The sequence below is a fragment of the Cupriavidus sp. SS-3 genome, assembly GCF_035818815.1.
Lineage (GTDB): Bacteria > Pseudomonadota > Gammaproteobacteria > Burkholderiales > Burkholderiaceae > Cupriavidus > Cupriavidus taiwanensis_C.
The window spans coordinates 20,243-35,754 of the sequence record NZ_JAYLVT010000013.1 but is presented as its reverse complement, the minus strand read 5'-3'; the positions used below and the strand labels follow the sequence as shown (position 1 = coordinate 35,754).

Here is a 15,512-nt window from a genome sequence, read left to right as displayed (position 1 = left end):
CCAACGGGATGGCCATGGAGCCAACGACCAGTGTGATCGCCAGATTGGGGGTTGCCCAGACGCTGGCATGGGGCTCCACCTACTATCTTCCGGCCATGCTGGCTACGTCCATGGCCCGCGACCTTGGCGTAGCACCGGCCACGATCTTCGCGGCGTTCAGCACCGCGCTCATCGTGTCGGCGCTGATCGGCCCCGCTGCGGGCAGGATGATCGACCGCACTGGGGGGCGCCAGGTGTTGGTTGCCACGAGCCTCATATTTGCCTCCGGCCTGGCGGGCCTTGGCTTCGCACAAGGCGTCATTGGCCTCTTCGCAGCATGGCTGATCCTCGGTATCGGAATGGGCGCGGGCCTGTACGAAGCTGCCTTTGCTACGCTCGTCGCGCTGTTCGGTAATCGTTCTCGCGGCGCGATCACCGGCATCACCCTGATCGCTGGCTTTGCCAGTACGGTAGGCTGGCCCCTGTCGACCTTCATGGAGTCGCACATCGGATGGCGCGGCGCCTGTCTTGCCTGGGCCGCGCTTCATCTGTCCCTCGGGTTGGCGCTCAATCTCAGCATGCCCCGCGGTACGGCAACTGAGCCGCCACCGGCCAAAACCGCATCGTCGCCGGCTGCTGGCGAGCGTGCGACATCTCAGCGGCTTGCCTCGTTTGCACTCGCCTTTGTCTTCGCCGCGACCTGGTTCATCAGTACCGCCATGGCGGCACACCTGCCGCGATTGCTACAGGCAGGCGGCGCGACACTGGCCACTGCTGTGATGGTCGGTGCCCTGATCGGGCCCGCCCAAGTGGGTGCCCGGATACTGGAGTTCGGCCTCCTACGCAAGATCCATCCACTCCTTTCCGCCCGGATCGCCGCTGCCCTTCACCCTGCCGGTGCCATCGCGTTCGGCGTTGCCGGAGCGCCTGCCGCGGCGCTGTTTGGGGTGCTGCATGGCGCGGGCAACGGCATCCTCACCATCGCCAAGGGCACTCTGCCGCTCGTTATCTTCGGTCCCCATGGCTATGGTCACCGGCAAGGCATTCTGATGGTGCCCGCGCGGGTGGCCCAGGCCCTTGCACCATGGCTCTTCGGCATCTGCCTGGATGCTTTCGGCGCCAAGGCGCTTTGGCTTTCATCAAGTCTTGGCGTCGCTGCGATCATGATGCTCATGTTCATCCGACAGGTCAGTGAACCAGCGGGCCGATAGGGCATGGGGATCGGCTCCTGCCACGCCCGAAATCCCAACCCACGCTGGCTCACCTGCATTTCGATGTATGCCCACTTTCAGGAGTCAGCGATTTCTGAATCCGTTGCCAGGATTCAAACTTCGCCCGCCCCTGGAAATGCGACATCTCTCATCGATTCCCCGGTACCGGCAGGAAATACTGGTGGCGTCATCGGACCACCGATGATCGGGTGTGGAAAGCCCGGATGTCTGACAAGGACAGGCGTTGCGCTTGCAGCAAGCAACGCCTGTGCGCTCGCATGGTTCCATGGCGGGCCAAGCGAGGCAGCCGCAAGGCTGGCCGGTTCCCCTCGTCAGACCGGTCTTTCCACCCTCGTCGACTGGCCCGCCGCCCTCACGTGGAAAGGAGTGGCGCGCACTCACTTGTGAGGAATCAATGACGACGATCGATGAAATGACCAATGAATGCCTGCAGCAGGTTCGCGCTGGTATTGAAGGAGTTCTCGTACTCCTGGATCACGAAAGCGAAAACTCGGAGGGGTGCTTCAGTGCGCTGTGCCTGCTTGGCATGGTGAAGATGCAGCTTGATGGGTTGATGGTTGAGCGAGGGCGTAGCCGGCTGGCGGGTGTGACGGTGACTTTGCGCTGTCACACCTTGTCCCGCAGGAACCACCTAGGCGCGGTCATCCGTAGCGCCCCCTGACAGCATTCCGAGCTGGTCTTTAGTCAACCTTGATCTTTGCGCTTGCTGCCAGCGATTTCCACGCCCGGATATCCCTCTGGATCACACGCGCAAACTGTTCCGGCGAATTCTTCTCCACCCACAGCAGACCCTGCTGCGCGAAGCTGGCCTGCAATGCCGGCGCCACCATCACCCTGGCGATTTCCTCGTTTAGCCTCAGCACGATCCCGGCCGGCGTATGTGCCGGGACAAACACGCCGTACCAGCCATCGAGATCCAGGTCGAAGCCCTGCTCCTTCAGCGTGCGCACCTCCGGCAGCATGGGCGAGCGCCGCGTACCGGTCATGGCAACCGGCACCAGCTTGCGGGCCTGGATCAGTGACAGCGGCGAACGCGCGTCGACGAATGCAATGCTGACGACCCCGCCCTGCAGGTCGGTAAGCAGTTGCCCCATGGTCTTGTACGGAATATGCCGCATGCGCAGGTCGCGCTGGCGGGCAATGGCTTCCATCGCCAGGTGGCCGGTCGAGCCGACGCCCCACGTGCCGTACGCAAGGTTGGGATGCGCGCGGACGTAGTCGACAAAGCTTGCAAGGTCGCGCACCGGCGTCTCGGCGGTTGCCACCAGCAGCACGCCGCCGGCGCTGACCTGGATCACCGGTGCCAGGTCCTGATTCGTGTCGTAGGGCATGTCGTCACGCAGCGCTGCGTTGATCGCGATCGCGGAGGCGTTGCTGAACAAGACGGTATAGCCGTCCGGCGCCGCCTTGGCCGCCAGGTTGTTGCCGACAATGCCATTGGCGCCGGGCCGGTTCTCGACCACGACCGGTTGCCGCAGCGCGCGCGAGAGCGGGTCGGAGAACACCCTTGCGACGACGTCGGTGCCCGAACCCGCACCGCCCGGCACGATCATCCGCAATGGGCGCGATGGCCAGGGAGAGGGTGTCGGGGCCTGCGCGAACACGTTCGGCGCGAGACACGCCGCGATGGCGGCGGGAAGTGTGTCCTGTAACCACCTGCGTCGGTTCATCATTGTCTTCCTCGGGGATTGTCCTGCCATGCATTGACCGCGCGCCGCTGCCTGGCGCTGGATCTTGCGCCACGGCAGCAGCTGTCTCGGTCGCCGGGGCTGCTCAGCCGCTCAGCCGCGCCTGGGCGGCGGCTGGAAGCCAACGAAGGCGCGATTCCAGGTGGGACTGATGACAAGCTCGTTGACCGTGGCGCGCGCCGGCAGGGACAGCACAAAGGCCACCGCCGCGGCCACGTCCTCCGGCTGCAGCATGCGCGCCAGGTCTTCTGCGGCGGGCGGGGTGGGCCGGTTGATCAGGATGGGCGTGGCGGTCTCGCCGGGATAGATGGCGCAGGCGCGGATGCCGTTGGCGCACTCTTCCATCGCTACCGACGTGGTCATCGCCGCCATGGCGTGCTTGCTGGCGCCGTAGGCGGCACCGGTCAATGCCGAGGCGTAGCGTCCGGCCCACGACGAGATATTGATGATGGTGCCTTCGCCCTGGTCGCGCATGCCGGGCAGCACCGCATGCATGCAGTAGAACGCGCCGTTGAGGTTGATGTCGATGACCTGGTCCCAGTCAGCCGGCGTCAGGCGGGACAGCTTGCGGTTGACCACGTTGATGCCGGCGGCGTTGACCAGGATATCGACGGCGCCGGCACGCTCCTGCAGCTGGCGGCCGGCGGCAGCGACAGCTTCAGGGTCGGAGACGTCCAGCGGCAGTGCGATCACGCGCTCATTGCCGCATTCTGCGACGAGACCGGCAACCGCCGCTTCGCTGCGCGCGGAAATCACGACGGTCGCGCCGGCTTGCCACAGCGACAGCGCGCAGGCGCGGCCGATGCCGCTGGAGCCGCCGGTGATCCAGGCGGTCTTGCCGTGAAGGGAAAGGATGGGGGCGTTCATTGCGAGAGATTCCTTGGTCTGGGATAGCGGAAAAGCGGGACGCTTCAATGCGTGGTCACGCCCATGATCTGGTTCACGTCATAGATCGGCGGGCGCGGGTTCTTGGCCCACGCGTCGGTCAGCAGGTAGCGCAGCCGGAAGCTCTCGGGCACGTCGGCCAGGCCCGGCGTGAACAGCCACAGCCGCAGCAGGTGGCGCTTGCGGTCCAGCTCGGGATGGTCCTCGTAGCTGGTGCGCGAATGCAGGACCACGTAGTTGTTCAGGAACTGCATGTCGCCGGGCGCCAGCTCCATGTCAATGCGGAAGCGCGGGTCCTGCGTGTATTCGTCGAATCTGTCGAGCGCGGCGATGTCCACGGGCGCCAGCGGCGGCGCGTCGGGGAATCGCTGCGCGGTATTGATGAAGCTGCGGATATAGCGGTTGAACAGGCGGCCGTTGTGCCAGCTGAACACATGCGTCATGGTGTACGGCGCCTGGCCCGGCGCTTCCTCGTGCCGGCGGTCGAATGCAAAGGGCTGGTACAGCCGCGCCAGCAGTTCCGGATGCTCGCGCAGCATGGCGTTATGGATTGCCATGGAACTGGCGATGCTGCTCATGCCGCCGCGGCGCGCGGTTCGCAGGCACAGCAGCCCGACCACGTCGGCGCCATCGGTATGGAACGGCAGCCGATGGCGCGACTGATAGCCGCGCGCCGTCATGTCTGACTTCGGGTCCTTGCCAAGATCCCAGACATGGCCCAGCACGTCGCCGAACGCGTTCTGCGCGACCGCGCGGCCCAGGTGCATGCCGATGCCCCAGTAGATCGTGCCGGCATCCATCTTGGTATAGCGCTCGACCGGCAGCCCGCGCAGCAGCACCACGCCCAGTCCCCGCTCCAGGCGATGGCGCAGGTCTTCCAGCTTCGCGGCAAGGCTGCCGAGCGGAAACGTCTCCTTGCTGATGGCCGGCACGGCAAGGCCCAGCGATTTGCAATGCGCCAGCGCCGTCTCCAGCTGCACGATCTCGTCCGCGCTCAGCCAGACCACCCACTCACTCTCCTTCGCGGCAATGTCGCTGGCTTCCCACGCCGCCGGGGTCTCCACCGCCTTCAGTGCTGCTTGCGCCTGTGCTGCTTCCATTGCTGTCTCCTTGTTGTCTCGGCCATTGCCGGGCCGGTACAGCCATTGTGCGAAGGCAATGCGCGCATGACTAATGAAAGTTGATGCGTCTGACCAAACCAAAAGGTAATATCCACGCTGCGGTGCTGTGACATGACCGGCCGCATCGCAATGAATCAAGCTTGTTTCTAGGGGTTTTCACCATGGACGCGATCGGCTTCCTGCGCAGCGGACTGAAGCTACGCCATCTCCGTCTGGTCATAGCACTGGAAGAGCACCGGCAGGTCGCGCGGGTCGCGAACGCGATGAACATCACGCAGCCGGCGGTATCGAAGGCGCTGGCCGAGGTCGAGGAAGGCCTGGGCTACCCCTTGTTCGTGCGGCGGCCCCGCGGCATCGAACCCACGCCGCACGGCATGATCTTCGTCAGCTATGCGCAGTCGATCCTGGATGAGCTGGACCGCGCCGGCGACGAGCTGCTGGCGCTGGGGCAAGGCGCCTGCGCATCGATTGCGGTCGGCGCCATGCCCGGTTCAACGCTGGCGCTCGCGCCGCGCATCATCGCGCTGGCCAAGGCGCGGATGCCGACGCTGAACATCGCGGTGTACGAGGCGCCGATGGACGTGCTGATTGGCCAGTTGCGCACCGGCCGCCTTGATATCGTGCTGGGGGCGCTGTCGGAGCGCGCCACGGCCGGGGATATCGAGCAGCGCCACCTGTATGAGGAAGTGCTGCGGGTGGCGGTCCACCCGGAGCATCCGCTGGCAGCGTCAGCGACGGTGGACTGGCCCGACCTGGCACCGTACCCGTGGGTTGTGCCGCCGCGCACCGCCCGGCTGCGCCAGAGCCTGGACGCGTCGCTGCGGCGCATGAAGGTGGAGGTGCCGGCCAACCACGTCGAGTCGGTATCGGCCGGCCTGGTGCTGGGCCTGCTGGAGGCGATGCAGGCGGTGGCGATGATGACGGGGCGCCTGGCGCGCGCCTATGCTGCGCTCGGCCTCGCCCATGTCCTTCCGCTGGAGATACCGGGCGTGCTGCTGCCGGTGTCCACCTTTACGCTGGCCGGCAAGGCGCCCTCGCCGGCCGTCGAGCTGTTCCAGCAGTGTGCGGAACAGGCCTCGGCCGGCTGACCGGCCTGCGCTTTGGCCGCGAATCAGCTGCGATTAGCTGCAAGGCGGCGCCGCTATTCCGGCCTGATGCCGTTGACCTTCACCACGCTGGCCCATGTGGCATAGTCGTTGCGCACCGTGCGCGCGAACTCGTCCGGCGTGGTCAGCGGCGGATCGGCCATCATGTTGAGCTGCTGGAAGCGTGTGGCGAGCGCCGGCGAGCGCAGCGCCTTGTTGATCTCGCGGTTCAGCGTCACGACGATCTCGCGTGGCGTGCCCTTGGGCACGAATAGCCCGTACCAGCCTTCGTTGGTCATCGGGAAGCCCTGCTCGGCCATGGTCGGGACATCGGGGAACGCGGGCGCGCGGTGCTTGCCGGTGATGCCCAGCGGCCGGATCTTGCCGCTCTTCACCAGCGGCACCGAGGTGGTGATGTCGACGAAGGCGATCTTCAGCACGCCGCCCTGCAGATCGGTCAGGATCGGCGGCACGCCCTTGTAAGGCACATGGGTCAGGTCGATGCCGGCCAGCGTATGCAGCTGTGCCATGGCGAGGTGGCCGCCCGAGCCGATCCCCCAGCTGCCGTAGTCATACTTGCCGGGCCGCGCCTTGACCGTTGCCACGAAGGACTTCATGTCCTTTGCCGGGAAGTCCGGCGCGACCACCAGCAGCACGCCGCCGGAGCCGATCTGCGCGACCGGCACCAGGTCCTCGACGATGTTGAACGGCAGCTTCGGCTGGATCGCCTGGTTCATCACGGTGGCCGAGGCGCTCGCCAGCAGCACGGTATGGCCGTCGGGCTGCGCGCGCACGACGGCATCGACCGACAGCTGCCCGTTGGCGCCGGGTTTGTTGTCGACCACCACCGGTTGCTTCAGCGCTTGCGAGATCTGTTCGGCGAACACACGGGCCAGCACGTCGGGGCCGCTGCCTCCGGGGCTCGGCACGACCATGCGGATGGGGCGCGAGGGCCAGTTTCCCTGCGCGAGAACGGGGGCGGCTGCCAGCGCGGTGGCGGCCAGTACTGCGAAATGCCATGCGCGCTTGCCGCGGCATGTCGGGCTTGATTTCATATTGTCTCCATAAGCCCACGCCGCTTCTGTGAATGGCGATGCCCCTGGGTCGAGAAGGCATCGGAGGCGTGTGTGCACCGGGATTTTGCGCACGATCCGGCCGCGAAAACCAATGAAATAAAACTGCGGAAGCATAAGCGATTGGTCATGCCGGCACGGTGCACCGTGCGCGGGCTCAATCGCGATGCAACGTAAGCCGCGGCCTGCGGCGCTCGCCCGCGCGCACGGTGCCGGGCGCGACACCCTGCCAGCGGTGGAAGGCCTTGTTGAAGCCCGCCTGCGTCTTGAAGCCGAGAGCCCGCGCGACATCGCCAAGCGGCATGTCGGTGTGGCTCAGCAGCCGCCGCGCCAGCGCTTCCCGCTCTTCGTCCAGCAATTGCGCGAACGAGGTGCCGTGGTCCTGCAGGTGGCGATGCAGTGTAAAGCGATGCACCGCGAACAGCGATGCCAGCCGCGGCGCGCTGCATTCGCCCAACAGCATCAGGTCGCGGATCGCCTGCCGGGCCTGGCCGAGAAAATCCGGCGCGACATGCGATTCCAGCTCGCTCAGGTAGCGCACCACCGAGGATTCGACCGCCTCGTCTACCACGCCGCAGCGCTGCTCCAGCGTGCCGGCCGGGAACACGAATTCGTCGCGCGGCTGGCCGAAGCGCACATCGGGTCCGAAGTGCGCGACAAACGGCGCCAGCTCCGGCGGCGGCGGGCGCGACAGCGAGACCGCCGCGGGCAACCAGTGCTTGCCGAGCATCAGCCGGAACATCTGCAGGTTGGCCGCGAGGTAGGCGGTCAGCAGTTCGTCGCGGCCCGCGAAGGCGCCGTCGATTTCGATCGAGAAGACCGCATAGCCTTCGCGCACGGTCAGCGCCGTATCGATGCCGCGGTACCAGATACGCCCGTAGCGCAGCAGCCCGTCCACCGCGTCGCGCACATTGCGCGAAGAAAGCAGCAGCAGGCGCAGCGGCCCGGCGTTTTCCATATTGGCGCGGGCGCCGACCTGCACCGCGAATGTGGGCCGGCCGGAGGCCTGCGCCGCATCGGCCAGGATGCGGCCGCAAAGCGTCAGCGCCACCGGCGCCATGGGCTCTTCCAAGGCCACCGCGCCGATGCCATGGCGGCCCAGCAGCGGCCACGGGTCGGCGCCCTGCGCCCGCAGCACCTCGACCACCCGTGCAAGCGTGCCGACCGGGACCGAACGGCGCTCGGGCTTCATGGTTCGGGTTTTCACCAGATGTGACAAATGGATAGGAAATAGTGACAACAGGATAAACGCAGCATGCGCCCGGCGTCCAGAATACCTGCATCGCCCCCGTGCAAAGGGCTTCACCATCAGGAGACTATCCATGCATTTTCTCGACGACAGCCTGCTTCCCGAAAACCAGGAAAAACTGGTGATCCAGGTCGCACCCTATGGCCCGCAGTGGCTGCCCTCCGACTCGGACGATATCCCGGTGAGCATGGACGCGCAGATCCAGAAGGCCGTCGATTGCTACAACGCCGGCGCCACGGTGCTGCATGTGCATGTGCGCGAGTCGGACGGCAAGGGTTCCAAACGCCTGTCGATGTTCAACGAGATGCTGGCGCGCCTGCGTGAGGCCGTACCCGACATGGTGCTGCAGGTCGGCGGCTCGATCTCGTTCGCACCCGAAGGCGAAGGCAAGGCCGCCGAGTGGCTGGACTACGACACCCGCCACATGTTGGCGGAACTCGATCCCAAGCCTGACCAGGTCACGATCGCGATCAACACCAGCCAGATGAATATCTGCGAGATGCTGACCGCCGACGACGTGCAGGGCACCATCCTCGAGAAGCCCGAGTATCTGAAGGCGTATAGCGAGATGGTGGTCGACTCCAAGCCGTCGTTCTTCATCGAACACCTGGAGCGCCTGAGCAAGGCAGGCATCCAGCCGCACTTCATGCTTGGCCACGTGGCGCAGCTGGAGACGGTCGAGCGCCTGATCCGCAAGGGCCAGTACCGCGGCCCGCTGATCCTGAACTACGTCGCCATCGGCGGCGGCGCTGCGGGCCTGCACCCGGCCGACATGATCGAGTTCGCGCGTCGCACGCCGGACGGCGCGGTGCTGACCATCGAAAGCGCCATGCGCGCGGTGCTGCCGATGAACGCGATGGCGATCGCGCTGGGCCTGCATGTGCGCGTGGGCATCGAGGACAACCTGTGGGGCCGCAAGGGCGAGCGCATGACCTCGGTGCAGCAGATCGAGCAGACCGTGCGCCTGGCACGCGAGCTCGGCCGCGATGTCGCCGACGGCAAGGAAGCGCGCCGCATCTACAAGATCGACGAGTGGTACGACAGCGCCGACGAGACCATCCGCCGGCTCGGCATGGCGCCGAACCGCAAGCCGGGGCAACGCGGCTTCACGGTGCCGGGCTGCGCCTGAGTGCAGCCATCCGCCACGGCATGCGCGTTGCCTTGGCCGCGCGTGCCGTCGGCATCCGAACACAGCCCCTCCTTGCAGCAACCGAGCAACCGATCATGAAACTGACCAACAAGATCGCCGTGGTGACCGGCGTCGGCCCCGGCCTGGGCCAGGGCATCGCCGTGGCGCTGGCGCGCGCCGGCGCCGACCTGGTGATCTGCGACATCGACCCCGCTTCGCTGGCCGCGGCGCGCGAGGCAGTCCTGGCCGAAGGCCGGCGCTGCCTTTCCGTCGTCTGCGACGTATCGTCGAGCCAGCAAGTGGCCGACATGTTCGCGCAGGCGCGCGAGACCTTCGGCACGGTGCATATCCTCGTCAACAACGCCGCGCTGACCCCGAACCGTCCGGTGGACACCGAGCGCCGCAACCAGCTGTACGCCTACCTGCAGACGCCGGTGCCGCGCGCGTCGCTCGGCTTTACCAGCGAAATCACCGACGAGGAATGGCTGCGCTACTGGGGCGTGAACGTGCATGGCACCTTCTACTGCACCCGCGAGGCGTTGCGGCTGATGCAGCCGCAACGCTACGGCCGCATCGTCAATATCGCGTCGATCGCCGGGATCTCGTCCCGCAGCGCGCACAGCCCGCACTACAGCGCCACCAAGGGCGCGGTGGTTGCCTTCACCCGTTCCGTGGCGCTGGAAGTGGCCGGCGCCAACATCTACGTCAACGCGATGGCACCCGGCGGTGTCGCGACGCCCGCCTTCAATCAGTACCTGGAAAAGATCGGCGAAGACGGCCGCAACCGCCTCTGGCAAAGCTGCCGGCGGGGCGCTTCGGCACCGTCGAGGAATACGCCGCGACCGTGCTGCATCTCGCCAGCGACGAGCACTACCTGGTCGGCCAGGTCATCAGTCCCAACGGCGGTTCGGTCATTTGAGCCCGCCCCATAACCAGACAGCCATGCAACACAATCTGTTTGCCCACTACAAGGCGCTGCGCGATACCGGCGTGCTCGGCGGCGAGCTCGATCCGCTGACCGAATGGGATCCCAGGTGGATTGCCAGCTGGGTCGCGCTGGCTCGCGATGCGCAGGCCGAAAGCGTGCTCGATCCCAAGCTGGTCGCGCTGATTCGCCTGAACCTCGACGTCACCGCCACGCACCTGTACAAGCCGGGCGTATCGCGCCACGTGCGCGAGGCGATCCGGCTGGGCGCCACGCGCGCCGAGATCCTGGAAGTCTTCAAGCTTGCCAGCGTGGTCGGCATCCATGCCTGTGCGGTCGGCGTGCCGGCACTGGCCGAGGAACTGGCCCGCGCCGGCATCCCGGATGAGCCAGTCGCATCAGGCGCGACGCCGGTGTGCGACGCGGTACGTGCCAACGGCATGTTCAACCCGCTGTGGGAAACGCTGTACCGCTGGGATCCGCAGTACCTGGAGAAATTCCTGGCCATGGGCTTCGGCCTGTGGACAGACAACATCCTGCCGCCGCTGTGGATCGAGTTCCTCTGCATCGCCGGCGATGCCGCGATCACCCACATGTACGGCCACGGCACCCAGCGGCATATCGAAGCCGCGTTGCGCCTGGGCGCCACGCGCGCGCAGATCCTGGCGGTGCTGAAGATCGTCAGCCTGCAAGGCATCGAGGCCTGCGAACTCGCGGTGCCGATGCTGGACCGCGCCACGCGCGAAGCCGCGGCCTGACCCCGCCGCCGGCTTCTCTCCCCTTTCCCATAAATGGGAGAGGGGAGACAACACTTGCAATGCCCAGGAGTACCAAGTGCAACCACTCGCCCCCGCCTCTGCCATGCCCTCGGCACCGCCGCACGATGCCGTCTCGCTCGCCGCCCTCTACCGCAAGATCACCTGGCGGCTGCTCCCGTTCCTGTTCGCGGCCTATGTGCTGAACACGATCGACCGCATCAACATCTCGTTCGCCAAGCTGCGCATGGGCAGCGACCTGGGTCTCTCGGATGCGGCCTATGGCATCGGCGCGGCGGCCTTCTTCGCCGGGTACATCCTGTTCGAGGTGCCCAGCAACCTTTATATGCAGAAGACCGGGGCGCGCCTGACCATTACGCGCATCCTGCTGCTGTGGGGCCTGGCGACCGTCGCCACCAGCCAGGTCAATTCGCCCGAGGCGCTCTATTTCGCGCGCTTCCTGCTGGGTGTGGCCGAAGCCGGCTTCTTCCCGGGAGTCATTCTGTACCTGACCTACTGGTTCCCCGCACAGCGCCGCGGACGGATCACGTCGCTGTTCCTGATGTCGGGCACTTTCGCCGGGATGATCAGCGGTCCGCTGGCGGCAGCGATCATGCTGCACCTGGATGGATGGCTGGGCCTGCGCGACTGGCAGGCGCTGTTCGTGGTGGAAGGCCTTCCGGCGATGCTGCTCGGCCTGGTGGCCTGGCGCTACCTCGACGACAGCCCCGCCCAGGCAAAGTGGCTCACGCACGCGGAAAAGGCCATGCTCGCCAGCGACCTTGGCAAGGAAGTCCAGGCGCGCCGGCACGGCGGCATCCTGGCGCTGCTCCGGGATCCACGCATCTACGTCATCGGCCTCGCCTTCCTGTCGATCTATGCCTGCACCAACACCATCGCCTACTGGATGCCGACGCTGATCCAGGGCTTCGGCGAGGCGCACGTGTCGCGCATCGGCTGGATCTCCACGCTGCCCTATGTACTCGGGCTGGTAGCGATGTACCTGCTGGCGCGCAGCTCAGACCGCCGCCTGGAACGGCGCTGGCACGTGGCGGGTTGCCTGCTGGTTGCCGCCGCCAGCTTCCTGCTGATGGGCCTCGCGCGCGGCGAACTGGTGCCGGCGGTGGCATGCATGACGGTCGGGGCCGCCGCGTGCCTGGCCGCGCTGCCGGTGTTCTGGACGATTCCGCCGGCGTACCTTGGCGCGCAGCAGGCGCCCGCCGGCATCGCACTGGTCAGCAGCCTGGGCGGCGTGGCGGCCTTGCTCAGCCCGATCGCGGTGGGCGCGATCAAGACCCACACCGGCGACCTCTATCTTGCATTCGACCTGCTGGCTATCCTGCTCGCAACGGGAGCGGTCACGCTATTGCTTGCGCTGCCGGCGCGGCTGCTGGAACGCGGCAGCGGATCTCGCGAAGGGTGTCACGAAGCCGAAGTCAAGTCGCCCCAAAGAGCATAGTGCCGTCATTGGAGGTGGGAAACTCTGCGCGGCGCAACAGCGGGAGCCAGTCAGTCTCAGTACCAGGCATCGCAGCAACGAGGCGACGGGAGATCGAGCGCGGTGCGCCGCTAGTTCGGTTGCTTTCTCCCAGTCAACCCAACCTCACCAGATTCAGCGCCGCCAGCGGTCCTCCAGGAAACTGGTGCTGCCTTCCGCCCGCATCGAGCGAACCGAGATCGATGCCGAAGAATCCAAGACGATCGATCAACCTGGCCACCTCGACCTTGGCATTGGCATCATCGCCGGACAAGAACATCACGCGCCGGGCACGAGGTCTGCAAACAACTCGCTCGAGGAGCGCCCATGCAGGTCCGCGGGGCGAAACAGCGGGGCCTCGATCGGGTTGTTGGCATCGATGACAATGCGACCGCCAAAGTCCGGCAACCCGCCCAGCGCCTGCGGCAGCTTCGACCAGTTCACGGCCACCAGCACGATCTCCTGCGCTGCGGCTTCCTCGCGCGTGCCAGGGCGAATCGAAGGCCCGATTGCTTTCACGGCATCGCGCAGCGTTTCAGGCCCACGGCTGTTGGCGACCACCGCCTGGATGCAGGCTGCGTCCGGGCCGGCGAGGAATGCCACGACGCCGGCAATCTCATGTGGCTGCCCATATCGGCCCAAGGCAATGCCGGGCCCTACGATCTCGCTGACCGGGCCGCCGGCGGGATTCATATCGGTGTCGGTCGGGCCAGGATGGACGGTGTTGACCGTGATGCCTTTCGGCCCCAGATCACGCACCAGACTGCGATTGAAGCCTGCGATCGCACCCTTGGTCAGCGTGTAGAGCGAGGCCGTGGGAAACTTACCGAGCGACCCTGGGTGCTCCGACACCGGTCACTTGCACTGCAGTAACTTCGATGCCACGCGCCTAGAGTTTTGCTGTTCCTCTTCGGATCAGCATGTCAAAGAGAATCTGCGCGGCCGGCGCCAACGGGCGTCCTCGACGCGAGATCAATCCCAACGTTCGAGTTATGGCTGGGTCAGTCAGCGGGATCGCAAGCAGGCCACTGCCGGACTTCGGCGGCAAAGCCATTCGAGGCACAACACCGATTCCCAGGCCGGCCTGGACCAGGCTTACCAGGGCGGGTACGTGATTTACCTCGCAGTACCAGCGCGGTCTTACCTGCAGCCGCGCAAGGGCCTGGTCAATCAGGAAGCGATTGCCGCTGCCTTGCGCGAGCGTAATGTAGTCAAAACCTCCAAGGTCTTTCCATTTGACGCTTTTTCGCGTAGCTAGCGGATGCCCTTTGCGACAGGCGACAACAAACGCCTCTTCAATCAAAGGGCAGAATTCGATGTCTGGCTCCTGCGTCCCGATATAGGTCAGACCGAAATCCGCATCGCCGCGCGCGACTGCGAGGAGGACATCGCCCGAAGACTCGTCAATGATGCGGAGTCTTATCCCCGGATAGCGCTCGTGATACGGCCCCACGACCGAGGGCAAGAAATGGCCTACCGCAGACGGTACGCAAGCAAGCGTCACCTCGCCCGACAGCCGCTCGGCAACGGTCTGGATGCCGAGCATGGCCTCTTCAAGCTCGTTGATGACATTGCGCGCCTTGTGCACAAACATGCGGCCCAGGGTAGTCAATTCGACCTTCCGGGTGGTCCGCGTGAACAGCGCAACGCCAAGCGCCTCTTCCAGTTTATCGACACGACGCGACAGTGCCGACTGCGACAAGAACATCGCATCGGATGCTGCCTTGAAACTGCCCAGATCGGCCACGGCCAGAAACGCCCGCAAGTCCGCCAGATCGAAATTCATGTGCTCAACGCAAGAATACTTGTGATATTTGCACTTTACACCGGAATCCGGCGAGCGTGATCATTCGCGGCACGGACAGAACAAAACGCTGTCATGACCAAGCAGGAGACACAATGCCCAACAAAGTACGAGAGCCGGTACGGCGCATGCCGCGCCGTGCCGCCCTTGCCGCCCTCGCGATCCCGCTAGCCGCTTTACTGATCCCCGCACATGCGCAGACCTGGACACCCCTCAGGCCGATCCGGCTGATCGTCCCGTATGGACCAGGCGGAAGCTCGGACGCCATTGCCCGCGCGATCGCGGCAGAGATGTCGAAGGGTCTGGGCCAACAGATCGTCGTGGACAACAAGGGCGGTGGCCAGGGCGTCATCGCCATGCAGGAAACCGCGCGCGCCGCGCCTGACGGATACACACTGGTTCTTGGCCACGTTGGCACGCTTGCCGTCAATCCCGCCATGATGCGCAAGCTTCCCTACGATCCTCTGAAGGACTTCACGCCGGTGACATTGCTCGCGAAAGTGCCGATGGTGTTCGCGGTCGGGCCTACCGTCCATAGCGATTCCATCAAGGCATTCATCGCCCAGGCCAAGGCGAAGCCTGGCGCCATGACATACGGATCGGCGGGCAACGGGAGCGCTGGCAACGTCGCCTTCGAGATGCTCAAGCAGGCCGCGCATATCGATCTTGTGCACGTGCCTTACAAGGGCACCGGCGCCCAGATTACCGACTTGCTGGCCGGAAACATTGACGCCGCATCGGCGGGCCTGGCAGGGATCCTGCAACACGCCAGGGCAGGCAAGCTGCGCATCCTCGCGGTTGGATCGTCAAAACGCCTCACGCCGATTCCCAACGTTCCCACCATTGCCGAGGAAGGCTATCCCGGATTCGAAAGCTCTCAGTGGTTTGGGCTGATGGCGCCTGCGCGCACGCCCACGCCGGTTGTCAGTCGTCTGCATGCAGAGGCAGTAAAGGCCCTGGCCAGCCCACTGGTGCGACAGCGACTTGCAGAGGACGCAAGCACGCCTGTCGGTGCGGGCAGCGCCGAATTCACGTCATTCATTCGTACCGAGCAACAACGCTGGGGCACCGTCGTCCGCAGCGCGGGAATCCAGGCCAACTAAATCTTCA

At 65.6% G+C, this 15,512-nt stretch carries 16 protein-coding genes; 8 read left to right on the top strand and 8 right to left on the bottom strand.

Annotated elements, in window-relative coordinates; all coding sequences use genetic code 11:
• Positions 1-14: 14 nt before the first annotated feature.
• Positions 15-1,190: an MFS transporter gene (locus tag U9J39_RS19975; protein WP_326347849.1), complete on the top strand. Its 1,176-nt coding sequence runs from the start codon at positions 15-17 to the stop codon at positions 1,188-1,190.
• 415 nt (positions 1,191-1,605) lie between these two features.
• A complete protein-coding gene (locus U9J39_RS19970) occupies positions 1,606-1,872 on the top strand; it encodes a hypothetical protein (protein WP_442784910.1) in 267 nt (88 codons plus the stop codon).
• 19 nt (positions 1,873-1,891) lie between these two features.
• Here U9J39_RS19970 and U9J39_RS19965 read toward each other — a convergent pair whose 3' ends face one another.
• The 3 genes from U9J39_RS19965 to U9J39_RS19955 all read right to left on the bottom strand — a co-directional run bounded on the left by U9J39_RS19965 (position 1,892) and on the right by U9J39_RS19955 (position 4,884).
• The gene (locus tag U9J39_RS19965) at positions 1,892-2,884 is read right to left on the bottom strand and encodes a Bug family tripartite tricarboxylate transporter substrate binding protein (protein WP_326347848.1); all 993 of its coding nucleotides are present in this window, start codon (positions 2,882-2,884) and stop codon (positions 1,892-1,894) included.
• A gap of 108 nt (positions 2,885-2,992) precedes the next feature.
• Entirely contained in the window at positions 2,993-3,766 is a 774-nt protein-coding gene (locus tag U9J39_RS19960; RefSeq protein WP_115712242.1) for an SDR family oxidoreductase, read from the bottom strand.
• A gap of 44 nt (positions 3,767-3,810) precedes the next feature.
• Positions 3,811-4,884, bottom strand: a complete 1,074-nt coding sequence (locus tag U9J39_RS19955) for a TauD/TfdA family dioxygenase (protein WP_326347847.1) — start codon at positions 4,882-4,884, stop codon at positions 3,811-3,813.
• 182 nt (positions 4,885-5,066) lie between these two features.
• Here U9J39_RS19955 and U9J39_RS19950 point away from each other — a divergent pair, with 182 nt between their 5' ends.
• Positions 5,067-5,993, top strand: coding sequence for a LysR substrate-binding domain-containing protein (locus tag U9J39_RS19950; RefSeq protein WP_198036060.1), 927 nt, complete (start codon positions 5,067-5,069; stop codon positions 5,991-5,993).
• Positions 5,994-6,046: 53 nt separating this feature from the next.
• Here the strand turns inward: U9J39_RS19950 and U9J39_RS19945 are convergent, their stop codons facing one another.
• Together U9J39_RS19945 and U9J39_RS19940 are read right to left on the bottom strand one after the other, a co-directional pair.
• Complete coding sequence (locus U9J39_RS19945) at positions 6,047-7,045, bottom strand: Bug family tripartite tricarboxylate transporter substrate binding protein (RefSeq protein ID WP_172581812.1); 999 nt, start codon at positions 7,043-7,045, stop codon at positions 6,047-6,049.
• A 175-nt stretch (positions 7,046-7,220) separates the two neighbouring features.
• Positions 7,221-8,255, bottom strand: coding sequence for an AraC family transcriptional regulator (locus U9J39_RS19940; protein WP_198036059.1), 1,035 nt, complete (start codon positions 8,253-8,255; stop codon positions 7,221-7,223).
• A 130-nt stretch (positions 8,256-8,385) separates the two neighbouring features.
• Between U9J39_RS19940 and U9J39_RS19935 the strand changes: the two genes are divergently transcribed.
• The 4 genes from U9J39_RS19935 to U9J39_RS19920 all read left to right on the top strand — a co-directional run bounded on the left by U9J39_RS19935 (position 8,386) and on the right by U9J39_RS19920 (position 12,580).
• Positions 8,386-9,441: a 3-keto-5-aminohexanoate cleavage protein gene (locus tag U9J39_RS19935; protein WP_326347846.1), complete on the top strand. Its 1,056-nt coding sequence runs from the start codon at positions 8,386-8,388 to the stop codon at positions 9,439-9,441.
• A 95-nt stretch (positions 9,442-9,536) separates the two neighbouring features.
• Positions 9,537-10,373, top strand: a complete 837-nt coding sequence (locus U9J39_RS19930) for an SDR family NAD(P)-dependent oxidoreductase (RefSeq protein WP_326347845.1) — start codon at positions 9,537-9,539, stop codon at positions 10,371-10,373.
• Between the two features lie 10 nt (positions 10,374-10,383).
• Positions 10,384-11,124: a carboxymuconolactone decarboxylase family protein gene (locus U9J39_RS19925; protein WP_326347844.1), complete on the top strand. Its 741-nt coding sequence runs from the start codon at positions 10,384-10,386 to the stop codon at positions 11,122-11,124.
• Positions 11,125-11,200: 76 nt separating this feature from the next.
• Positions 11,201-12,580, top strand: a complete 1,380-nt coding sequence (locus U9J39_RS19920; RefSeq protein WP_326347843.1) for an MFS transporter — start codon at positions 11,201-11,203, stop codon at positions 12,578-12,580.
• 133 nt (positions 12,581-12,713) lie between these two features.
• Here U9J39_RS19920 and U9J39_RS19915 read toward each other — a convergent pair whose 3' ends face one another.
• The 3 genes from U9J39_RS19915 to U9J39_RS19905 are packed head-to-tail and all read right to left on the bottom strand — an operon-like array spanning position 12,714 to position 14,384.
• Positions 12,714-12,881 carry a hypothetical protein gene (locus U9J39_RS19915; protein ID WP_326347919.1) on the bottom strand — a complete coding sequence of 56 codons (168 nt, stop codon included), beginning with the start codon at positions 12,879-12,881 and terminating at the stop codon, positions 12,714-12,716.
• Positions 12,878-13,450: an SDR family oxidoreductase gene (locus tag U9J39_RS19910; RefSeq protein ID WP_240987729.1), complete on the bottom strand. Its 573-nt coding sequence runs from the start codon at positions 13,448-13,450 to the stop codon at positions 12,878-12,880. Before U9J39_RS19910 ends, U9J39_RS19915 begins: the two co-directional genes overlap by 4 nt.
• Positions 13,451-13,487: 37 nt before the next feature.
• A complete protein-coding gene (locus U9J39_RS19905; protein WP_326347842.1) occupies positions 13,488-14,384 on the bottom strand; it encodes a LysR family transcriptional regulator in 897 nt (298 codons plus the stop codon).
• Positions 14,385-14,497: 113 nt separating this feature from the next.
• Between U9J39_RS19905 and U9J39_RS19900 the strand changes: the two genes are divergently transcribed.
• Positions 14,498-15,505: a Bug family tripartite tricarboxylate transporter substrate binding protein gene (locus U9J39_RS19900; protein ID WP_116313440.1), complete on the top strand. Its 1,008-nt coding sequence runs from the start codon at positions 14,498-14,500 to the stop codon at positions 15,503-15,505.
• Positions 15,506-15,512 lie beyond the last annotated feature (7 nt).